The sequence below is a fragment of the Streptomyces sp. NPDC058620 genome (genome assembly GCF_042717135.1).
GTDB lineage: Bacteria > Actinomycetota > Actinomycetes > Streptomycetales > Streptomycetaceae > Streptomyces.
Genome location: NZ_JBHXQO010000041.1, coordinates 13,293 through 35,636, shown reverse-complemented (window position 1 = coordinate 35,636; position 22,344 = coordinate 13,293). Strand labels below are relative to the sequence as shown.

The 22,344-nt window shown below is 70.5% G+C and carries 14 protein-coding genes; 7 read left to right on the top strand and 7 right to left on the bottom strand.

All coding sequences use genetic code 11. The features are described 5' to 3' along the window. Nucleotides 1-16: 16 nt before the first annotated feature. Nucleotides 17-2,023, bottom strand: a complete 2,007-nt coding sequence (locus ACFWSK_RS28350; protein WP_383791991.1) for a CDP-glycerol glycerophosphotransferase family protein — start codon at nt 2,021-2,023, stop codon at nt 17-19. A 102-nt stretch (nt 2,024-2,125) separates the two neighbouring features. Between ACFWSK_RS28350 and ACFWSK_RS28345 the strand changes: the two genes are divergently transcribed. Continuing rightward, the gene (locus ACFWSK_RS28345; protein ID WP_383791988.1) at nt 2,126-5,518 is read left to right on the top strand and encodes a CDP-glycerol glycerophosphotransferase family protein; all 3,393 of its coding nucleotides are present in this window, start codon (nt 2,126-2,128) and stop codon (nt 5,516-5,518) included. A 16-nt stretch (nt 5,519-5,534) separates the two neighbouring features. On the opposite strand, the gene ACFWSK_RS28340 is transcribed toward ACFWSK_RS28345, so the two are convergent. After that, the gene (locus ACFWSK_RS28340) at nt 5,535-6,143 is read right to left on the bottom strand and encodes a TetR/AcrR family transcriptional regulator (protein WP_383791985.1); all 609 of its coding nucleotides are present in this window, start codon (nt 6,141-6,143) and stop codon (nt 5,535-5,537) included. 126 nt (nt 6,144-6,269) lie between these two features. Between ACFWSK_RS28340 and ACFWSK_RS28335 the strand changes: the two genes are divergently transcribed. Continuing rightward, the gene (locus tag ACFWSK_RS28335; RefSeq protein WP_383791982.1) at nt 6,270-7,211 is read left to right on the top strand and encodes an ABC transporter permease; all 942 of its coding nucleotides are present in this window, start codon (nt 6,270-6,272) and stop codon (nt 7,209-7,211) included. A gap of 10 nt (nt 7,212-7,221) precedes the next feature. Continuing rightward, a complete protein-coding gene (locus ACFWSK_RS28330; RefSeq protein ID WP_383792030.1) occupies nt 7,222-7,992 on the top strand; it encodes an ABC transporter ATP-binding protein in 771 nt (256 codons plus the stop codon). Nucleotides 7,993-8,239: 247 nt separating this feature from the next. Here ACFWSK_RS28330 and ACFWSK_RS28325 read toward each other — a convergent pair whose 3' ends face one another. Next, a complete protein-coding gene (locus tag ACFWSK_RS28325; protein WP_383791979.1) occupies nt 8,240-13,261 on the bottom strand; it encodes an NAD-glutamate dehydrogenase in 5,022 nt (1,673 codons plus the stop codon). A 478-nt stretch (nt 13,262-13,739) separates the two neighbouring features. Between ACFWSK_RS28325 and ACFWSK_RS28320 the strand changes: the two genes are divergently transcribed. Continuing rightward, the gene (locus tag ACFWSK_RS28320) at nt 13,740-14,306 is read left to right on the top strand and encodes a DJ-1/PfpI family protein (RefSeq protein ID WP_383791976.1); all 567 of its coding nucleotides are present in this window, start codon (nt 13,740-13,742) and stop codon (nt 14,304-14,306) included. Nucleotides 14,307-14,393: 87 nt separating this feature from the next. On the opposite strand, the gene ACFWSK_RS28315 is transcribed toward ACFWSK_RS28320, so the two are convergent. Together ACFWSK_RS28315 and ACFWSK_RS28310 are read right to left on the bottom strand one after the other, a co-directional pair. Beyond that, nucleotides 14,394-15,065 (bottom strand): HAD family hydrolase, encoded by a 672-nt coding sequence (locus ACFWSK_RS28315; protein WP_383791973.1) that lies wholly within the window; start codon nt 15,063-15,065, stop codon nt 14,394-14,396. 30 nt (nt 15,066-15,095) lie between these two features. Further along, nucleotides 15,096-15,602 carry a DUF6912 family protein gene (locus tag ACFWSK_RS28310; RefSeq protein WP_383791970.1) on the bottom strand — a complete coding sequence of 169 codons (507 nt, stop codon included), beginning with the start codon at nt 15,600-15,602 and terminating at the stop codon, nt 15,096-15,098. Nucleotides 15,603-15,878: 276 nt separating this feature from the next. On the opposite strand from ACFWSK_RS28310, the gene ACFWSK_RS28305 reads away from it, so the two are divergent. After that, nucleotides 15,879-16,325 (top strand): Rv3235 family protein, encoded by a 447-nt coding sequence (locus ACFWSK_RS28305; RefSeq protein ID WP_383791967.1) that lies wholly within the window; start codon nt 15,879-15,881, stop codon nt 16,323-16,325. A 137-nt stretch (nt 16,326-16,462) separates the two neighbouring features. On the opposite strand, the gene secA is transcribed toward ACFWSK_RS28305, so the two are convergent. Next, entirely contained in the window at nt 16,463-19,291 is a 2,829-nt protein-coding gene (secA, locus tag ACFWSK_RS28300; RefSeq protein ID WP_383791964.1) for a preprotein translocase subunit SecA, read from the bottom strand. Between the two features lie 240 nt (nt 19,292-19,531). Between secA and ACFWSK_RS28295 the strand changes: the two genes are divergently transcribed. Together ACFWSK_RS28295 and ACFWSK_RS28290 are read left to right on the top strand one after the other, a co-directional pair. Then, nucleotides 19,532-20,107, top strand: coding sequence for a GNAT family N-acetyltransferase (locus ACFWSK_RS28295; protein ID WP_383791960.1), 576 nt, complete (start codon nt 19,532-19,534; stop codon nt 20,105-20,107). A 100-nt stretch (nt 20,108-20,207) separates the two neighbouring features. Next, nucleotides 20,208-21,374, top strand: coding sequence for a winged helix-turn-helix domain-containing protein (locus ACFWSK_RS28290; protein WP_383792027.1), 1,167 nt, complete (start codon nt 20,208-20,210; stop codon nt 21,372-21,374). Nucleotides 21,375-21,403: 29 nt separating this feature from the next. Here ACFWSK_RS28290 and ACFWSK_RS28285 read toward each other — a convergent pair whose 3' ends face one another. After that, nucleotides 21,404-22,165 (bottom strand): response regulator, encoded by a 762-nt coding sequence (locus tag ACFWSK_RS28285; protein ID WP_383791957.1) that lies wholly within the window; start codon nt 22,163-22,165, stop codon nt 21,404-21,406. Between the last annotated feature and the right edge of the window lie 179 nt (nt 22,166-22,344).

Genomic DNA, 22,344 nt, shown 5'->3' with positions numbered 1-22,344 from the left:
TCGAGTGGTGGCGCGCTCACCCCGCTCCGCCGTCGAGGAACAGCCGCCGCACCACACGCTCCGCCGCGCGCCCGTCGTCGTACGGACAGAACCGGTCCCGGAACGCCTTGCGCAGCACCTTCGTCCGCCCGGAGTCCCACGCGCCGCTCCGCAGCACCTCCAGCAACTCGTCCTGGCTGGTCGCGATCGCGCCCGGCGTCTCCCCGGGCCGGCCGGAGAGCAGGTCGAAGTAGGTCCCGCGCGCGGCGCGGTAGGCGTCCCAGTCTGGTGCGTAGCTGATGATCGGACGGTCCAGGCAGGCGTAGTCGAACATCAGCGAGGAGTAGTCCGTGATCAACGCGTCGGCCGCGAGACAGAGTTCCTCGACACAGGGGTGGGCGGTGACGTCGACGACCCGGCCGTGCCGCGCGTCGGGGAGCCCCGCCGTGCGTCCGTAGAAGTAGTGGGCGCGCACCAGCACCACGTGATCGGGGCCCAGTTCACGCGCGAGGAGTTCCGGGTCGAGGCTGGGCAGGAAGCCCTTGCGGTAGTCGCGGTGGGTCGGCGCGTACAGCAGCGCCTTCTGCCCGGGGGCGATCCCGAGTCCGGCGCGGATCGCGGCCGTCTGCTCGGCGGTGGTGGTGAAGAAGACGTCGTTGCGCGGATATCCGAGGTTCAGATGCTCGTACGAGGACGGGTAGACGCGGTCCCAGATCTCGGTGCTGTGGGGGTTGGCGGAGAGGCTGTAGTCCCACTGGTCGGTGTGGGCGGCGATCTTCTCGAAGCTGATCCCGTTGGTGAGGGCGGGGTACGCGCGCTGGTCGAGGCCCATGGTCTTCAGCGGGGTCCCGTGGTGGGTCTGGAGGTAGACCTGACCGGGGCGCTTGGTGAACCCGCCGGGGAAGCTGGAGTTGTTGATCAGGTACGTGGCGGTGGCCATGGTCCGCCAGTAGGCGCGGGAGCCCTCGATCACGTACGGGACACCGGGCGGCATCCGGTCGCGGTGGCGCGAGGAGACGGCCCAGACGCCTCGGACGTGCGGGGCGAGTTCGCGGGCCTTGGCGTGGATGGCCGCCGGATTGCAGGCGATCCCCCGGTTCCAGTACGCCCCGTACACCGCGAGGCAGGGGTCCAGTGGCCGCAGCAGGTCGGCGCGGTACGCGGTGCGCAGGACGCGCGTGCGGAGCGCCTTCCGCCGCCGGAGCAGGGCGGCGGGAAGGCGGGCGCGGGCGGTGCGGGCGGCGGTCCGCGCACGGTGGGCGGCGTAGGGGCCGGGGAGTCCGGCGGCACGGAAGAGAGCGGCGCGGTCGCGGGCGGGGACGGCGTCGGGGGCGCCCTCGGGCTCGTCGAGCAGGGCGCGCAGGTGGGCCGTGCGCGCGACCCTGATCCGTGGGCCGTCGCCGGACTCGGCGAGCAGCTGTCCGTACACGTCGAGGAGCGCGCCGCTCCCCCGCCGTGCCCCCGTACCGAGGAGACGGTGACGGACACAGAGCTGGTCCAGGGCGGCGAGCGTCCCCGCCTCGGCTGCCAGCAGGTGCGCGCGCTGGACCGGGACGACGTCCTCGTACGGGCCGTCGGTGAAGCGCAGCCCGTGGGTGGTCCAGAAGGAGCGCCGGAAGAGCTGGTTGCGTGCGGCGGGGACGGCGTCGGGGGCGCCCGGCAGGACCTCGCCCCAGCGGTCGACGCGTTCGTGGCCCCAGCGCAGCACGTCCGGGCGGTCCTCCGCCAGCAGGGCGGCGACCCGGTCCAGCACACCGGGAAGCAGCAGGTCGTCGCCGTCGAGGAAGAGGAGGTAGTCGCCGCGCGCCTCGTCGGCCCCGGCGTTGCGGGCGCCGCCCACCGTGAGGCGTCCCGCGGGGGCCCGCACCCTCACCCGGGTGTCGCGCTCCAGGTACTCGGCCGCGATGGAGGCGAAGGCGTCCGACGCTCCCGGGTCGATCAGGACCAGTTCCAACTCCCGTACGGGCTGGCCGAGCACGGAGTCGGCGGCGGCGCGCAGATATCCCTGCCCGCGGGGGACGGCCATGACCACACTGAGCAGCATGGCAGCCGAGCGTAATCGGGCCGGTACGCGATCCGGCCCTTCCTTTCACCCGTTCGGGTCAGTGCCGGTGACTCGGGGCGCCCGCCCCGGTTGAGCATGACCATGAAGCCTCTCCTCAGCGTCGTCGTCCCCGTCCACAACGTCGAGGAGTGGCTGGAGGAGTGCCTGCGGTCCCTCGCCGGGCAGACCCTCGAAGCGATCGAGGTGGTGCTCGTCGATGACGGTTCGACCGACGGCAGCCGTCGGATCGCGGAGGAGTTCGCCGCGCGGGACAGCCGTTTCCGGTGTGTCCACCAGCCCAACGCCGGGCTGAGCGCGGCCCGTAACACGGGGGTGCGCCACACCACTCCCGGTGTCCCGTACCTGGCGTTCGCCGACAGCGACGACGTCCTCGTCCTCGACGCGTACGAACGGATGCTGGGGTCCCTGGAGTCCACCGGTTCGGACCTGGTGACCGGCAACGTCTGGCGGCTGACCGAGCGGGGCAGGCAGCAGGCATGGCAGTACCGGTGGCTGACGGCCACCCGCTCGCGGACCCACATCACCCGAGACCCCCGCCTCCTCGCGGACCGGGTCGCCTGGAACAAGGTGTTCCGGCGCTCCTTCTGGGACCGCCATGCCTTCGCCTTCCCCGAGGGAAAGCTCTACGAGGACACCCCGGTGATGATCCCGGCGCACTACCTCGCCGGCTCGGTCGATGTGCTCCACGAGCACGTCTACCACTGGCGGGTGCGGGAGGGCTCGATCACCCGGCGGCGTACGGACGTGACGGGCGTACGGGACAGGATCGCCGCGTGTGAGCAGGTCAGCGCGTTCCTCGCGGGCCGGGACGTGGCGCAGCGGCGGCGCTACGACGTGTCGTGCCTGCGCGACGACTTCCTGTACTTCCTGGAGGGGATGACGCTCGGGAGCGCCGCCTACCGCACGGCGTTCATGGCCGACGCGGGCGCCTTCCTGGACCGTGCGGGCAGTTCGGCCCTCGACGGGCTTCCGGTGGAGCTGCGGGTCAAGTGGCGGCTGGTGCGCGAGCGCAGGCTCGACGATCTGCTGGCCGTGCTCGCCTTCGAACGCGCCAACGGGGCAGGCACGTTCATCGTCGAGGGCCTGCCCGGCCGGCGCCGGGCCGCCCATCCGGGCGTCACCCACGGCGACGCACGGCTCGGCCGGTCCGATCTTCCGGCGGTGGCGCGGCTGTCGGCTTCCGTATGGGGAGCGGACGGACGGCTCGGGCTGCGCGGGTACGCGTACATCCGCAACCTGCCTGCGGACACGGCCCTCCACGCGCTGAAGTGGGGCGTGCTGCGGTCGGCGGAGGGCAGGCAGCTGCGGACGGTGCCCGTGCGGTCCGTCGCGGCGCCGAGCGCGACCGTGAACTCCGGCCAGGAAATGCACAGTTACGACCGGGCGGGCTTCGAGATGGTCATCGACCCGCGCACCCTGCGCCCCGGCCGCTGGCTGGTGGGGATGGTGGTGTCCAGCCATGGCGTGGCGCGGCGTGCCGCCGTACGGGCCTTGGACGCCGCATCCGCCCAGCCCCTCGTCCGCGATCTGGGTGCCGGGCGGCGGGCGGTGCTCGGCTACCGGGACGGCCGGCTCGAACTGGCCGTCTCGCGGCTTCCCGCTCTCGCCCAGGCGCACGACGGCGGAAGCGGAACCCTGCGGCTGACGGGGCAGCTGTACGACGGCGCGCGCCCGGAGGCACTGCTGCTCACCCTGGACGGCACCGAGGAGGAACGGACCTGCGCAGTGGAGTGCGGGGACGACGGGCGTTTCGCCGTACGGATTCCGCTCACGGAACTCGCCGCCGTGCCCCCGCCGCCCCACCGGGCTCCCCGCGAAGTGGAACCGGAGGGCGGTGCCCGGTGGCGCGCCCTGCTGCTGTTCGCCGACGGCAGCCGGGCCCCGCTCGCCGCCGCGCCCGGCCTGCCGCTGCCCGCCACCGCCTGCCCGGCGGGCGAACTGGTGGTGGACGTGAGCGGACAGCCGGTCGCGGACGGGGCATGGTGGACGGCCGACGGCGGACTGCGCATCGAGGGAACGGGCACGGGCGCCGAACTCGTCCTGCGCCACGAGGCCCTGCGCGAGACGGCGACCGTCACGGTGACGCGACAGGACGACCGTTTCACCGCGTCCGTTCCCCCCGGACTCGTCGCCGCCGCACTCCAGGAAGGCTGCTGGGACCTGCGCCTGGGCGGATTCCCCCTACGGGTCACGGCCGCGCTCACCGGCCGCCTTCCGCTCCCCCGCCCGGGCAGCGAGGGCGAGCTGACCCTCGAACGACGTCACGGCGACCGGCTGACCCTGCACGCGGACCCCGCCCTGCCGGTCGCCGAGCGGGGCGCGTACCGCCGGCGCCTGCTGCGCACCGCCCACTACCCGGGGCAGCGCGCCCTCCCGCTGCGCGACACCGTCCTCTACACGGGCGGCGACTCCCCGCGCGCCGTCCACGCCGAACTGGTGCGGCGCGGCACCGATGTCGAGCACCTCTGGGTCACCGCGGGACGCGCGGGGCGGGCGGCGCACGTCCCGGACACGGCGGTAGCCGTAGTCGAGTACAGCGCCGCCTGGTACGAGGCGCTGGCACGGGCCCGCCGCGTCGTGACCGACGACCAGCTGCCCGAGTGGTTCGAGCGCCGCCCCGGCCAGACGGTCGTACAGACCTGGCACGGCACCCCGCTCGGCCGCTTCGGCACGGACCTGGAAGGCAGCCTCTACGCCGACCACCACGTCCTCGCCTCCCTGGCGCGCCGCTCGGCCCAGTGGTCGGTGCTCGTCTCCCCGAGCCGGTTCGCCACCCCGCATCTGCGCCGCTCGCTGGCGTACGAAGGCGAGGTGCTGGAGGCGGGCTCGCCCGCCGCCGACCTGCTGTTCGCGCCCGACCGGGAGAAGACGGCCGAGCGGGTCAGGCGCCGGACGGGCATCCCGGAGGGCCACCGGGTCGTGCTCTACGCACCGACGTACCGCGACCACCTGGCCCACGACCGGACGGCTTCGTCCTGCCACCGTCCGGGCCCGTACCGCTGGGACCCGGCGCTCGACACGGCCGCCCTGGCGCGGTCGCTCGGCGCGGACCACACGGTGCTGGTGCGCAGGCATCCACGGGTGACGGGCAGCGTGCCGGCCGGTCCGGGCGTGCTCGACGTGTCCGGGCACCCGGACACCGCCGAGCTGCTCCTGGTCGCCGATGTGCTGGTCACGGACTACGCGGGCCTGGTGTTCGACTACGCGCACACCGGCCGCCCGATGCTCTTCCACACCTACGACCTGGAGCACTACCGGGACACCGTGCGCGGCTTCTGCCTGGACTTCGAGACCAGGGCGCCGGGCCCGCTGCTCGTCACCACGGACGAGGTGGCGCAGGCGCTGCGCACCACGGGCGTGCTGGCGGCACGGCACGCGGACGCGTACGAGAGCTTCCGCAGGGACTACTGCGACCTGGACGACGGGGCTGCGGCGGGCCGGGTCGCGGACCGGCTGCTGGCGGACGGGGTGTGACGCCTCCGGCCGGGGTTCAGTTCTGCCGGAGCGCGGCGACCGCCGACGCCGCGAGGTCGTCCAGGTAGCCCTTGGGCAGATCCCCGCGGACCACGGCCAGCCGCCAGTACAGCGGACCGACGATCAGGTCCAGGGCCCGGTCCGGGTCGCTGCCCTCGGGCAGCTCGCCCCGGGCCACGGCCTCGCGCACGACGACAGCGGCCACGCCCTGCTGCTGGTCGAGCAGGGCGGCCTTGATCGCGTCGGAGATCTCCGGGTTGCGTGCCGCCTCGACCAGCAGGTCGGGGATGACCTGCGAGGCGACCGGATGGCGCAGGGCGTACGCGGCCAGTTCGAGCACGGCGCGGACGTCCCCGTACAGCGAACCGGTGGCCGGTGCGGGCAGGCCCTGCGAGGCGACCGCCGAGACCAGATCGAGGACGAGCGAGAGCTTGGACTTCCAGCGGCGGTAGACCGCCGTCTTGCCGACGCCCGCGCGCCGGGCGATGCCCTCGATCGACATCCGGGCGAATCCCACCGAGGCCAGTTCCTCGAAGACGGCGGCACGGATCGCGTCGGTCACGTCCTCGCGCAGCACGGCTGCGCCCGCCGGGGTGCGGCGTCGGGTTCCTGGGTCGGTGGCCATGGGCGGAATGATAGTCCGTAACGACGAAACGGTTGCGTTGCGACGTGGAACCGTCCTACCCTCAGCGTTGCGACGATACGGTTCCGTCCCGTCGCCAGCCCGTCACAGCCCCCATCGAAAGCGATCGTGGTGAGCCAGACAGCAGCGCCTCCGGCGCCCGTGGAATCAGCCGCACCCACTCCCCTCCCGGTCCACGCACCGGGCGAGCTGGCCGCGCTCGCGGCCCGGCACGGACTGACCGTCAGCGGGGCCCGGCCCTCGCTGACGTCGTACATCGGGCAGCTGTGGGGGCGCAGGCACTTCATCACGGCGTTCGCCGGCGCCAAGCTCAGTGCGCAGTACAGCCAGGCGAAGCTCGGCCAGATCTGGCAGATCATGACGCCGCTGCTCAACGCGACGGTCTACTACTTCATCTTCGGCGTCCTGATGAACACCAGGAACGGAGTCGCCGACTTCGTGCCGTTCCTGGTCACCGGCGTCTTCATCTGGACCTTCACCAGCAGCACGATCACCGCGGGCACCCGGGCGATCAGCGGCAACACCGGGCTCGTACGGGCCCTGCACTTCCCCAGGGCCTCGCTGCCGATCGCGCTCGCCCTCCAGCAGCTCCAGCAGCTCCTGTACTCGCTGGTGGTCCTCCTTCTCATCCTGCTCGCGTTCGGGCAGCTCCCCCAGCCGTCCTGGCTCCTGGCCATCCCCGCCCTGACCCTCCAGGCCCTGTTCAACACGGGTGTCTCGATGGCCGTGGCGCGGCTCGCCGCCCAGACCCCGGACATCGCCCAGCTCATGCCGTTCGTCCTGCGCACGTGGATGTACGCGTCGGGCGTGATGTGGAGTCTGGACGCGCACCTGTCGGGCGGCCGGGTGCCGCACGCGGTCGTGGTGGCCCTGGACTGCAATCCGGCCGCCGTCTACATCGACCTGATGCGGTTCGCCCTCATCGACAGCTTCACCGGTGAGCAGCTGCCCGACCACGTGTGGGCCATCGCGACGGGCTGGGCGCTCGTCTGCGCGGTCGGCGGCTTCGTGTACTTCTGGAAGGCCGAGGAGCGGTACGGACGTGGCTGAGACCCCTGACATGCGAGTTCCCACCGTCGTCGTGGACGACGTCCACATCACGTACACCGTGCACGGCGCCCGTACCGGCAAGGGCAGCGCCACCTCGGCACTGAGCCGGCTCGTCTCGCGCGGCAAGAGCCCGGGAGCGCGGGAGGTGCACGCCGTGAAGGGCGTCAGCTTCGCCGCGTACAGGGGCGAGGCCATCGGCCTGATCGGCTCCAACGGCTCCGGGAAGTCGACGCTCCTCAAGGCCGTCGCGGGCCTGCTGCCACCTACACGCGGCCGGGTCCACACCCAGGGACAGCCCTCGCTGCTCGGGGTGAACGCCGCGCTGATGAGCGATCTGACCGGCGAGCGCAACGTCGTCCTGGGTGGACTGGCGATGGGCATGACGCGCCGGCAGATCCGCGAGCGCTACCAGGACATCGTCGACTTCTCCGGCATCAACGAGAAGGGCGACTTCATCACGCTGCCGATGCGGACGTACTCCTCCGGCATGGGAGCCAGACTGCGCTTCTCCATCGCCGCGGCGAAGAGCCACGACGTGCTGCTCATCGACGAGGCGCTGTCCACGGGGGACGCCAGATTCCAGCGGCGCAGCAAGGACCGGATCAAGGAGCTGCGCCAGGAGGCGGGCACCGTCTTCCTGGTCAGCCACAGCAACAAGTCGATCACCGAAACCTGTGACCGGGCGCTGTGGCTGGAGTCGGGCACGCTCCGCATGGACGGCCCCGCCAAGGAGGTGGTGGCCGCCTACGAACAGTTCACCAAGCCCCCGAAGAAGCGCTGACCCCAGCCCACCGCTCCCGGCCAACGCCAGCCCGCCCGGCCAACTCCAGCCCGTCCGGCGCTTGAGGACGAGCAGTAACCCACACCCCCAACCGCCGGACGGCAAAACCAGCCCGCCCGGCCAACTCCAGCCCGTCCGGCGCTTGAGGACGAGCAGTAACCCGCACCCCCAACCGCCGGACGGCAAAACCAAGCCCGTCCGGCGATTGAGGACAAAGGTGGACCAGGGCGTCCACCACCGCCACCGACTACACGTGCATCCGCAACAACGTCCGCATCGTCCGCATGGCCACCGACAGATTCGCCAGATCGAACGCGTCCGAGCTCTGGATCTCGTCCAGCGTGGAACGCGACCGCGCCAGAATCGCCGCGTTCTTCTCCTCCCACGCCTTGAAGCGCTCCTCCGGCGCCGACGACCCGTTGCCCACGGCCAGTACGTCCGCGGTGAGCGCGGCATGCGCCGCGTACAGGTCCTCGCGGATGGAGGCGCGGGCCATGGACTGCCAGCGGTCGGCCCGCGGCAGCTCGATGATCCGGTCCATCAGCTGAGTGATCCGCAGCCGGTCGGCGAGGTCGTAGTAGACCTCGGCGACGGCCAGCGGGTCCTTGCCGGTGCGCTCCGCGATCGCCACGATGTCCAGCGCCGGGAAGGCGGAGGAGAATCCGGCGACCCGCGTCGCCAGCTCGTCCGGGACACCCACCGCGGTGAGCTCGTCCCGGATCGACTGGTACCACTCCTGGTCCGCACCCATGAGCATCTTGGGCAGCTGGCCCCAGACCTGCTCCACCCCGTCCCGGAAGAACTCGATCGTCTCGGCGATCTGGACGGGCTGCGGCCGGTTGCCCAGCAGCCAGCGCGAACCGCGCTCGACGAGACGGCGCGAGTGCAGCCGGACGCGGGTGAGGACATCCGCGTCGACCTGGTTGTCGAGCGCCTCGACGGCGTCCCACACCTGGGCCAGGCCGAAGATCTCGCGGGCCGCGGCCTGCGCCCGCACGATCTCCTCGATCGAGGCTCCGGTCTCTTCCCGCAGCCGGTGCAGGAAGGTCGAACCACCGGTGTTCACGGTGTCGTTGACCAGCACGGTCGTGATGATCTCGCGGCGCAGCGCGTGCCCGTCGACGGCCTCCGGGAAGCGCTCCCGCAGCTGCTGGGGGAAGTAGGCGTGCACCAGCTTCTGCAGATGCGGGTCGTCCGGCAGGCTGGTGGAGATCAGCTCGTCGGCGGCCGTGATCTTGGTGTACGCGAGCAGCACCGCCAGCTCGGGCTGGCTGAGCCCCTTGCCGGAGTTCAGCAGTTCGCGGATCTGCCGGTCGTTGGGCAGGAACTCCAGCGCCCGGTCCAGGGCCCCGTCGCGGCCCAGCCGGCGCATGAAGCGCTGGTGGGCGTGGAGCAGGGACGGCGCCTGGGCGCAGGCGTTGGCGAGCGCGGTGTTCTGCGCGTAGTTGTTGCGCAGCACCAGCCGGCCGACCTCGTCGGTCATCTCGGCGAGCAGCTTGTTGCGCTGCTTGACGGTCATGTCCCCGTCGCGGACGAGCCCGTTGAGCAGGATCTTGATGTTCACCTCGTGGTCGGAGGTGTCCACACCGGCGCTGTTGTCGATCGCGTCGGTGTTGATCCGGCCGCCGTTGCGGGCGAACTCGATCCGGCCGAGCTGGGTCGCGCCGAGGTTGCCGCCCTCGCCGACGACCTTGGCCCGCAGGTCCTCGCCGTTGACCCGGATCGCGTCGTTGGCCTTGTCGCCGACGTCCGCGTTCGACTCGTGGGACGACTTGATGTACGTACCGATGCCCCCGTTCCACAGGAGGTCGACATCGGCCTTGAGGATGTTCTGCATCAGCTCGGCGGGCGTCATCTTCGTGACCCCCGACTCGATGCCGAGCGCCTCACGGACGTGCGCGTTGATCGGGATCGACTTGGCGCTGCGGGGGTGGATGCCGCCGCCCGTGGAGAGCAGTTCCTTGTTGTAGTCGGCCCAGGAGCTGCGCGGCAGGTCGAAGAGGCGGCGCCGCTCGGCGTACGAGGCGGCGGCGTCCGGCTTCGGGTCGATGAAGATGTGCCGGTGGTCGAAGGCCGCGACCAGCCGGATGTGCTCGGAGAGCAGCATGCCGTTGCCGAACACGTCACCGGACATGTCGCCGACGCCGACGACGGTGAAGTCCTGCGTCTGGGTGTCGTGACCGAGCTCGCGGAAGTGCCGCTTGACGGACTCCCAGGCGCCGCGGGCGGTGATGCCCATGCCCTTGTGGTCGTAACCGGCGGAGCCGCCGGAGGCGAAGGCGTCACCGAGCCAGAAGCCGTACGCGACGGCGACCTCGTTCGCGATGTCGGAGAAGCTCGCCGTGCCCTTGTCCGCGGCGACGACGAGGTAGGTGTCGTCCTCGTCGTGGCGGACGACGTCGGCGGGCGGCACGACTTCGCCGGCCACCATGTTGTCGGTGATGTCGAGCAGCGCCGAGATGAACATCTTGTACGAGGCGATGCCCTCGGCCAGCCAGGCGTCGCGGTCGACGGCCGGGTCCGGGAGCTGCTTGGCGACGAAGCCGCCCTTGGCGCCGACCGGCACGATGACGGTGTTCTTCACCATCTGCGCCTTGACCAGGCCGAGGATCTCCGTACGGAAGTCCTCACGCCGGTCCGACCAGCGCAGACCACCGCGGGCGACCTTGCCGAAGCGCAGGTGGACGCCCTCGACGCGCGGCGAGTACACCCAGATCTCGAACGCCGGGCGCGGCGCGGGAAGATCCGGAATGGCCTGCGGGTCGAACTTCATCGACACATAGCCGTGCGGCTTGCCGTTCTCCGCCTTCTGGAAGAAGTTGGTGCGCAGCGTGGCCTTGATGACGGTGAGGAAGGACCGCAGGATGCGGTCCTCGTCGAGCGAGGCGACCTGGTCGAGCGCACCGTCGAGCTCCTCCAGGAGCCCGTCGGTCAGCTCCGTGCCGGCCCGCTGCCGCTCGGGCGACATCCGCGCCTCGAAGAGCGAGACCAGCAGCCGGGTGGTGTGGACGTTGTTGTGGAGGGTGTCCTCCATGTAGTCCTGGCTGAAGGTCGAACCCGCCTGGCGCAGGTACTTCGCGTAGGCGCGCAGCACCATGGCCTGACGCCAGTTGAGACCGGCGCGCAGCACCAGCGCGTTGAAGCCGTCGTTCTCGGCCTCACCCGTCCAGGAGGCCGAGAAGGCTTCCTGGAAACGGTCCCGGGCGTCGTCGGCGAGGTAGTCGCCGCCGCCGTCGGTCTGCGGCAGGCGCAGCCCGAAGTCGTAGATCCAGGCGCTCGTACGGTCCGCGCAGCGCAGCTCGTACGGACGCTCGTCGACGACCTCGACGCCGAGCCGCTGGAGCACCGGGAGGACGGCCGAGAGGGAGACCTGCTCGCCGGTCCGGTAGATCTTGAAGCGGCGCTCGCGGGAGACGGCGCCGACGGGCTCGTACAGGCTGAGCGCGAATTCCTTCTCCCCGCGCTGGAGCGCTTCGAGGTGCACCAGGTCCGCGACGGCCGCGCGCGGCGAGTGGTCGGCCTTGTAGCCCTCGGGGAAGGAGTGCCCGTAGCGGCGCAGCAGCTCGGCGGCACGCTCCTCGCCGCACTCGGCGTTCAGCGCGTCCTGGAAACCGTCGGCCCAGGAGCGGGCGGCCTCGACGAGCCGTGCCTCGATGCGGTCGGTGTCGGCGTCGGTGAGGTGCGGCAGCTCGGTGCCCGGCGGGACCCGGATGACGAAGTGCAGCCGGGAGAGGATCGACTCGGTGTTCCAGGCGGTGAAGTCGACGTTGGTGCCGCCCAGTTCCTCCTTGAGGATGTCGATGAGCCGCAGGCGCACGCCGGTGGTGTAGCGGTCGCGCGGCAGGTAGACGATCGCGGAGTAGTAGCGCCCGTACTCGTCCTGGCGCAGGTACAGCCGCAGCCGGCGGCGCTCCTGGAGGTAGAGCACGGAGGTGACGATGGAGCGCAGCTGGTCGGGCGGCGTCTGGAACAGCTCGTCGCGCGGGTACGTCTCCAGGATCTGGAGCAGGTCGCGGCCGTCGTGGCTGTTGTACGAGAAGCCCGCGCCTTCGAGCACCTCGGCGACCTTGCGGCGGACGACGGGCACCCGGCGCACGGACTCGGTGTAGGCGGCGGAGGAGAACAGGCCGAGGAAGCGGCGCTCGCCGATGACGTTGCCGTCGGTGTCGAACTTCTTCACTCCGACGTAGTCGAGGTAGCTGGGGCGGTGCACGGTCGCGCGGCTGTTGGCCTTCGTCAGGACGAGCAGCTTGTGCTCGCGGGCCTTGGCGCGGACGTCGGCCGGCAGCCGGTCGAAGGACGGGGAGACCGGGTGGGCCTCCTCGCCCGTGTGCTGCGGGTCGGCGCGCAGGATGCCGAGGCCGGTGCCGGGGACGGCGGTGAGCGCGTCGCTGTCCTTGAGCTCGTACTCGCGGTAGCCGAGGAAGGTGAAGTGGTCGGCGGCGAGCCAGCGCAGCAGCTCGCGGGCCTCGTCGACCTCCTCGTCGGCGAGGTCGTCCAGCGGCTCACCGGGAAGGTCGTCGGCGATGCGCAGTGCGGCGTCGCGCATCTTCTCCCAGTCCTCGACGGTCTCCCGTACGTCGGACAGGACCCGCAGCAGATCGGCGGTGATCTGCTTCAGGTCGGCGCGGTCGGTCTCGCGGTCGATCTCGACGTGGATCCAGGACTCGACGAGCGCGTCGTGCGGCAGCTCGGCCTTGTCGTCCTTGGCGCCCTTGGCGTTCTTACGGCCCTTCGGGGCCGGGCCGTTGCCGTTGACGTCGGTGAGGACCTCGATGAGCTTTCCGGTGACGTCGCGGCGGACGATGATCTGCGGGTGGATCACGACATGGATGCCACGCCCCTGCCGGGACAGCTCGTTGGTGACGGAGTCGACCAGGAACGGCATGTCGTCCGTGACGACCTCGACCACGGAGTGGCTGGACGTCCAGCCGTTCTCCTCGACGGTCGGGGTGTGCACCCGGACGCTCGCCGTGCCCTGGGGCCGGTTCTCGGCGAGCCGGTAGTGGGAGGAAGCCGCACCGAAGACATCGACCGGGTCCCGGCCACTGACGTCCTCCGGGGCGGTGTGCAGGTAGTAGCGCTGGAGATAGGCGAGCAGGGTGCTCTCGCTGGGACGGTCTCCCTGTCCGGTCCCGGCACCCGTCCCGGCGACGTGCACCCGGGGGGTATGTCCCGGGCCACCGACGCCACCGCCCGGGCTGTTGTCAGCTACCTCGGCGGCCCGTGCGAGCAACTCGGCCTTGGCTTCGTCCAGCTTGGTCTGCATGTCCTCTGGCTCCTGTCGCGCGCCGTTGCGTGACGTAGGTGAAAAAGACGACGTACCGCCACGACACGGGGTATCCGGTCGGAGTCGACGCTATGCCGCTATGAGAGATACCCAGGACCATATTGGCCATTTCTGGCAGGCGGTCCGGGATACGGAGAGCGCGGATCGCCCGGGCACTGTGGCACTCCGGGCGCAGGCCGGGGGCTTCGCTGCCCCCGAGGCGTATCGCGCTGATCACGGCACCAGGCTATCTCCCTTGCCCCCGTCACCGTCATGAGCTGTATGTGTACAAAAGACGGGTCCCAACTTTGACACTTTGGACAGTGCGCCGCGTCGTCTTGGCGAACCGTGCCACAACCGGCAGGCTGTCCAGGTCGCACGGCTTCCGCCCTCCGGCACCTGTCCTGCGACAACCGGCGTTCGAACCCGGCGTTCCGGGCCGGCCTTCGACACCCTTCGACGTGCGGGGAGTCCTGTCATGGCAGCGAAGATCCTGATCACCACCGGCGATGCGGCCGAGTCGCTCGAAGTCCTCTACCCGTACCAGCGGCTGCGCGAGGAGGGGTACGAGGTCGACATCGCGGCCCCCGAGCGCAAGACTCTCCGCTTCGTGGTCCACGATTTCGAGCCCGGCTTCGACACGTACACCGAGAAGCCCGGCTACACCTGGCCCGCCGACCTCGCCTTCGCGGACGTCGACCCCGGTTCCTACGCGGCCCTGGTGATCCCGGGCGGCCGGGCCCCCGAGTACCTGCGCAACAACGCCGAGCTCCGCAAGATCGTCCAGGCGTTCTTCGACTCCGACCGGCCGGTCGCCCAGATCTGCCACGGTCCGCTGATCACCGCGGCCACCGGCGTCCTGTCCGGCCGCCGGGTCACCGCTTATCCCGCGCTCGAACCGGACATGCGGACGGCCGGCGCGGAGTTCCATGACGCCGAAGCGATCGTGGACGGCACACTCGTCTCGTCTCGCGCCTGGCCGGACCACTCGGCCTGGATGCGCGAGTTCCTCAAGGTGCTGCGCACGACGGCTCCCCTGCCCTGACCGCCCAGCGCCGCCGGGTTCGAGCCCGGCCGGCGCTTGCGGACGCGCCGGGCCCGCGGGCGGCCCGGGCCCTTTCCCGCCGCCCGCTCAGCCCCCCATGAGCGCGGCGAGCGAAACCGCCTCGGCCAGGGTGTCCACCACGGGCACCCCGGCACCCTCCAGGCTGGCCCTGCTGTGCGACCCCCCGGTGTAGAGCACCGCTCGCGCGCCGACGTGCGCCGCGGCCACCGCGTCGTCCACCGCGTCGCCGATGATCACCGACCGCTCCGGAGAGATCCCGTCCAGCGCCGCGAAGTGCCGCTCCATGTGCAGCGCCTTACTGCCCCCGGACGGGCCGGTACGGCCGTCGACCCGCACGAAGTGCCGTTCGATGCCGTACCCCCGGACCACGGGAACGAGCTCCTCGTGTCCGTACATGCTCAGCAGGGACTGGCTACGGCCTGCCAGCCGCCACTGCGAGAGCAGCTCCTCGACACCCGGGGTGAGCCCGCAGGCGACCCGCTGCTCGGTGTAGTGGCGATGGAAGATGCCGTCCATCCGCTCCCACTCGGCGTCGGTGGGCAGCCGCCCCAGCAGCCGCTCGTAGAAGCGGGGAATCGGGATGCAGTACATCTCCCGGTACTGCTCCAGCGTGATCGGCGCGAGGCCGACCTCGGTGAAGGCGGCGTTCGTCGCGCCGATGACTGCCTCGATGTCGTCGAGCAGCGTGCCGTTCCAGTCCCAGACCAGATGCGTGCGGTGATTCCCTGACGTCCCCATGCCGAAGAACGTACCTGCCGGGTCCGACAGTCAGCCGATCAGGTTCGGGATCTCCTGGATGCCGAACCACAGCAGCTCGTGATCCTCGGCGCCGTCCACCGTGAACTGCGCGTCGTCGTCGCCGAGGTCCGCGGCCCCCAGCACCGCCGCGGCGGCCGCCACGTCCTTCTCGGCGTCATCGGCGTCCACGTGCACGGCCGCGGCCTTCGCCAGCGCCACGGCGGCCTCGATCCGCACCTCGCCGAGCGAGGACCCGTCCAGGCTGTGATCGGGGTCGGCGACCGCTGCCCCGTCGGGTACGTCGACGGCGACGACGACCCTGCGCCGGGGCTCGTCGGGGTTCCCGGCGATCATGCGCAGCGAGGCGGAGGCGGCCCGGTTGAGCGCCGCGTACTCCAGCTCCTCGATGTCGTCGGAGACGTACCACTCGCGCAGTGCGGGCGTCACCGCATAGGCGGTCAGCGGCCCGGGTCCGACTTCGCCCGCCCTGTGCGCCGCAGCGAGACCGGAGAGGGTCAGGGGGACGTACACGCGCATGGCTGGCCGCTTTCGTAGTCGGAAACGTTCTCAGGATACGTGGGAGGTCCCTCGTTGGGGTCCTTGAGCGGCCCCCGTTCGTCCACCCCGCGGCGGCCCGTCACTCCCGCCGCGCCCTTGCGGCACAGGCCCCGATACCCGGATAGGTGATCTCCGGGCGTCCGAAGCGGTGCTGTTTCCCGGCTTGCGGCGCCGCCCGCCCGCCCCGTAGAAGATCCGCAGCAGAAGTTACTGCCCGGTATTCATCGGGCACCTGACAGCACGGGGGCGATGAGCATGAGCATGGACAAGACCAGGCCCGCCGCACGACGCGACCAGCGGAGGCCAGGCACCGTACCCCCGCAACAGATCCGGCAACGGACCGCGCGGCATCCCCGCCCGCACCAGTGGTTCGCCGAACGCCTGCTCGCGGTGCTCAGCGGCCGGCGCCCGGTGCACTGGATGCTCGGGCACACCATCGGCGAGGCGTACGACCAGCTCGCCGAACTCGCGCCGAGCAGCCCGTTCGGCGCGGAGGGCGTCCGGCCGGTCCTGCGCCACTGCCACGGCGCCCAGCCGGCCACCGGGGTCGTCGAAGCCTTCGCGAGCGTCGCAGCGGGCGACCGGGTCCGCGCCATGGCCTTCCGCCTGGAACGGGGCACCGACCTCCGCTGGCGCTGCGCGGCGGTGGAGCTGGGCGGCGAACGCGTCCCGCACGCGAGGCCCGCCCCCTCCCGCGACTGAGCCGGGAACCCCGAGCCGTGGGCCGGATCCACCCCACGAGACAACGGCTGGGGCCGGACACCCAGAAGGTGCCCGGCCCCAGCCGTCCGGCGGACGCGGGCGGTACCTCAGTACCGCCGCGCCCTCAATGCCCTGCGCTACTTCTTACGACGACGGCCGCCACCACCACCGGTGCTGCCGCCCTTCTGCGCCTTGCGACGCTCGGCGCGCGTCATGCCGTCCGCCTCCGAGCGAGCACTGTCGCCGTTGGTGAAGTCACCCTCGACGACGCCGCCCTCCCCGTCCACCGTGGGGGCGGAGAAGTGCAGCCGGTCCGGCCGCTGCGGTGCGTCCAGGCCCTTGGCCCGGATCTCCGGACGGGAGACCGCGGGAGCGCCCTCCTTGGAGAGCGAGGTCCGCTCGGCGGCGTCCTGCACCGGGACCTCCTCGACCTGCTGCTCGACCTGGACCTCCAGGTTGAACAGGTAGCCGACGGACTCCTCCTTGATGCCCTCCATCATGGCGTTGAACATGTCGAAGCCCTCGCGCTGGTACTCGACCAACGGGTCCTTCTGCGCCATGGCCCGCAGGCCGATGCCCTCCTGGAGATAGTCCATCTCGTAGAGGTGCTCGCGCCACTTGCGGTCCAGGACGGACAGCACCACGCGACGCTCCAGCTCGCGCATGATGTCCGAGCCGAGCGTCTTCTCCCGCTCCTCGTACTGCTCGTGGATGTCGTCCTTGACGGACTGGGCGATGAACTCCGCGGTGACCCCGGCCAGATCGCCGGCGGCCTCCTCCAGCTCCTCGACCGTGACCTTCACCGGGTAGAGCTGCTTGAAAGCGCCCCACAGCCGGTCCAGGTCCCACTCCTCGGCGAAGCCCTCGGCGGTCTCCTGCCGGATGTAGTCGTCGATCGTGTCGTCCATGAAGTGGCGGATCTGGTCCTGCAGGTCCTCGCCCTCCAGGACACGGCGGCGCTCGCCGTAGATGACCTCACGCTGCCGGTTGAGCACCTCGTCGTACTTCAGGACGTTCTTACGCGTCTCGAAGTTCTGCTGCTCGACCTGCGACTGCGCCGACGCGATCGCCCGCGTCACCATCTTGTTCTCGATCGGCACGTCGTCCGGCACGTTGGCCATCGACATCACGCGCTCGACCATCTGCGCCTTGAAGAGCCGCATCAGGTCGTCGCCCAGCGACAGGTAGAAGCGGGACTCGCCCGGGTCGCCCTGACGGCCGGAACGACCGCGCAGCTGGTTGTCGATACGCCGCGACTCGTGCCGCTCCGTACCGAGCACGTACAGCCCGCCGAGGTCCTTGACCTCTTCGAACTCGGCCTTCACCGCGAGCTCGGCCTTCTCCAGCGCCGCGGGCAGCGCCGCCGCCCACTCCTCGACGTGCTCGACCGGGTCGAGCCCGCGCTGGCGCAGCTCCGCCTCGGCGAGGTCGTCGGGGTTACCGCCGAGCTTGATGTCCGTGCCTCGGCCGGCCATGTTCGTCGCGACCGTGACGGCGCCCTTGCGGCCGGCCTGGGCGACGATCGTCGCTTCACGGTCGTGCTGCTTGGCGTTGAGCACCTCGTGCTGGACCCCGCGCTTGGAGAGCTGCTGCGAGAGGTACTCGGACTTCTCGACCGAGGTGGTGCCGACCAGGATCGGCTGGCCCTTCTCGTGCTTCTCGGCGATGTCGTCGACGACGGCGGCGAACTTCGCGACCTCGGTGCGGTAGATCAGGTCCGACTGGTCCGCCCGGACCATCGGCCGGTTCGTCGGGATCGGCACGACGCCCAGCTTGTAGATCTGGTGGAACTCGGCCGCCTCGGTCATCGCCGTACCGGTCATGCCGGAGAGCTTGCCGTAGAGGCGGAAGAAGTTCTGGAGGGTGATCGTGGCGAGCGTCTGGTTCTCGTCCTTGATGTCCACCCCTTCCTTCGCCTCGATGGCCTGGTGCATGCCCTCGTTGTAACGGCGGCCGGCGAGCATACGGCCGGTGTGCTCGTCGACGATCATGACTTCGCCGTCGACGACGACGTAGTCCTTGTCCTTCTTGAAGAGTTCCTTGGCCTTGATGGCGTTGTTGAGGTACCCGACGAGAGGCGTGTTCACCGACTCGTAGAGGTTGTCGATTCCGAGCCAGTCCTCGACCTTCGCGACACCGGGCTCATGGATGGCCACGGTCCGCTTCTTCTCGTCGACCTCGTAGTCGCCGGTCTCCTCGATGCCCTTCAGCGGGTTGCCGGCCTCACCCCTGGAGAGCCGCGTCACCAGCTTGGCGAAGTCGCCGTACCACTTGGTGGCCTGGTCGGCCGGGCCGGAGATGATCAACGGCGTACGGGCCTCGTCGACCAGGATCGAGTCGACCTCGTCCACGATGGCGAAGTTGTGGCCGCGCTGGACGAGCTCGTCCTGGGACCACGCCATGTTGTCGCGGAGGTAGTCGAAGCCGAACTCGTTGTTGGTGCCGTACGTGATGTCGCAGCCGTACTGCTCACGGCGCTGCGCCGGAGTCATGTTGGCGACGATGCAGCCGACGGACAGGCCCAGGAACTTGTGGACCCGGCCCATCATCTCGGAGTCACGCTCGGCCAGGTAGTCATTGACCGTGATCAGATGAACACCCTTGCCGGAGAGCGCGTTGAGATACGCGGGCAGGGTGCCGACGAGGGTCTTGCCCTCGCCGGTCTTCATCTCGGCGACATAGCCGAGGTGCAGGGCGGCGCCGCCCATCATCTGGACGTCGTAGTGGCGCTGTCCGAGGACGCGCTTGGCCGCCTCGCGGACGGTCGCGAACGCTTCGGGAAGCAGGTCGTCCAGGCTCTCGCCGTCCGCGTACCGTTCCTTGTACTCGTCGGTGAGCGCCCGCAGCTCGGCGTCGGAGAGGTTGACGAAGTCCTCTTCGATGGAGCTGACCTGGTCCGCGATGCGGTGCAGTTTGCGCAGGATCTTGCCTTCGCCTGCACGCATGAGCTTGTTGAAGACGGACACTGAGGCTGGTCTCCTTGCCGGTCGGGCCTGGCACTGGGTCGTGTAATGGACTCTGGCGCGGGCACGGCAGGTGGGCCCCACCGCAACGGCCATCGTAAGCGAGGACCCCACCGCGTCGGGAGGGCTGCTGCCGCGTGGACCTCACCGCACCCTTCCGGGACAACGGACGGAAGGGCTCGAAGGTGCCGGGATGCGGCAAAAGTGCTCGCACAACTGGCCGCTCCTCACCACAATCTCTCCATGGAGCCGATCACTCTCACGACCGAACGCCTGATCCTGCGTCCCTTCGCACCGGACGACGCGGACGGCGTGTACGCGGCCTGCCAGGACCATGACATCCAGCGCTGGACGGTGGTCCCTTCCCCGTACGCGAGAGCCGACGCGGAGATCTTCACGGCCGCGCTCTCGCCCAGGGGCTGGCAGGACGACTCCATGTACAACTTCGCGGTGGTGCTGAGGGACAGCGGCCTGCTCGTCGGCGCGCTCGGCATCAACCACCGCGTCCTGCCCGGGACGTACGAGGTGGGCTTCTGGACCGGCAAGGAGCACCGCGGGCGCGGCTATATGACGGAGGCGGTGCTGGCATCGGCCCACTGGTCGTTCGCCTCGCTCGGCGCGGACCGCCTGGAGTGGCGGGCCGAGGTCGGCAACACCCCGTCGCGGTCGGTCGCCGAGCGGGCCGGTTTCCGGATGGAGGGGGAGCAGCGGTCGGCGCTGCTGAACAAGGGGGTACGCCGCGATGTCTGGATCGGCGCCCTGCTGCCGTCGGACCTGGGACTTCCCGGCAACCACCCCTACGTCCCCGCGAGCCGCTGACCTGCGACGAGGCACCGGTGCGGGCCACAGGAACGGCTCTTGTCACCCGTACCGGGCCCGACTGTCAGTGCCCCGCTCTAGGGTTCAGTGCATGACGCCCATGCCGCTTCCCGCCGTGGAACTCTCCGCCGACCAGGCCCGCCGGATCGCCCTGCGCGCACAGGGATTCCTGGGCGCCCCGGACCGCCGGGCGGGCGTGCCGGGCGTGCTCCGTCACCTCGGAGCAGTACAGCTCGACACCATCTCGGTGCTGGCCAGATCGCACGAACTCGTTCCGTACGCGCGTCTCGGCGCCGTCGACCGCCGCACCGTCGAGGAGGCGTACTGGTCGGGCGGGCGCTCGTTCGAGTACTGGTCGCATGCCGCCTGCATCCTGCCGGTCGAGGAGTGGCCGCACTTCGCGTTCCGCCGCCGCGCCTACCGCTCCCGTCCGCACTGGCACCACGACCTCCCCGACGGGGCGTACGAGACGGTGATCAAGCAGCTGCGCGCCGAGGGCCCGCTGACCGCCACGGAACTCGGCGGCGCGAAGAACGGCGGCGAGTGGTGGGACTGGTCGGCCTCGAAGGTGGCCGTCGAGCGGGCGCTGATGCACGGCGAGGTGGTCTGCACGGAGCGACGCGGCTGGAAGCGCGTCTACGACCTCGCCGAGCGCGCGATCCCGGACGCCGTTCTCCACGACGACCTCGACGACACGGAGTGCCACCGCAGGCTGGTGGCCCTGGCCGGCCGGTCGCTGGGGGTCGGCACCCGGGCCGACATCGCGGACTACCACCGTCTCAAGGGCGAACAGTTCGACGCCGTGGTGGCGGACTCGGGCCTGGTGCCGGTCTCGGTGGAGGGCTGGGCCAAGCCGGCCTGGGCGGACCCCGAGGCCCTGGCGTCGGAACCGCGCGGACGGCACCGCACGACGCTGCTCTCGCCCTTCGACTCACTGATCTGGGAACGGGCACGTACCGAGCGGATCTTCGGCTTCACCCACCGCCTGGAGGCGTACGTCCCCAAGCCCAAGCGGGTCCACGGGTACTTCGCGATGCCGCTGCTGGCCGGAGGCAGGCTTCAGGGCCGGGTCGACCCTGCCCGTGAGGGCTCCACACTGGTCGCCCGGCAGGTGTCGCTCCTCAGCCGGAGGGCCGTGACGCCGATGGCCGAGGCTCTGGTGGAAGCGGCGTCCTGGGTCGGCTGTACGAACGTCCGGCTGGACCGGGTCGACGCTCCGGAACTGCGCGAACCGCTCATGGCGGAAATCGCCCGCGCTCTCGCCTGAGCCGACTCCCCGGCCCGGCCCGGCGCGGTCTACCGGATCTCGAGGATCTTCTCCCGCATGGCATAGACCACGGCTTCCATCCGGGAGTGGAGCTGCAGCTTCTCCAGAATGTTGCGGACGTGGTTCTTCACCGTGTTCTCGGAAATGAACAACTCCTTCGCGATATCGCGATTGTTCATGCCCGTTGCAACGAGCTTGAGGACTTCCAGTTCACGTTCGGTGAGCCTCGGCGCCGGAACGAGCCTGCGCTCGTCGGTGCGCTGGATCATCGACTTGAACTCGGTCAGCAGTTTCGACGCCATCGACGGGCTGATCTGGGACTGCCCGTCGGCGACCGCGCGAATCGCCGTGGCCACCTCGTCGGTGGAGATCTCCTTGAGGAGGTACCCGGTGGCGCCCGCCTTGATCGCTTCGTAGAGGTCGGCCTCCTCGTCGCTGATCGTCAGCATGATGATCTTCGCGCTGGGGGCCACTTCCTTGATGGAGGTGCACGCCTCGATACCGCCGCGCTTGGGCATCCGTACGTCCATCAGCACGATGTCCGGCAGCAGGTCGGCCGCCTTGTCCACGGCTTCCGCCCCGTCACCGGCCTCGCCGACGACCTGGATGTCCTCCTCCTGCGCGAGGACGATCTCCAGACCTCTGCGGAAGAGCGCGTGATCGTCGACCACGAGAACCCGGATGGGTTCCTTGCGCGAGCCGCTGTCGTTGTCCGCGTCCACGCCGGTATCCGAACCAGCGGCATCGTCGGCGTCATTCGCATCGCGCACGGGCCCGAAGGTGTTCGCCATCGTTCCTCCCCCTGAAGGCCACGGCCTGTCGTCCACAAGCTGTCCGCCAACGGCAGCTCATGGAGCCCCGGTTGGCCTGGGACGCCATGCTTTCATGCCTGGACGCCGGAGCGGTGATCCAGTTGTCGCACGCGGGTGCCCCTGGGGGCGCACAAGCGCTCCAGGGGCACCACGAAGGG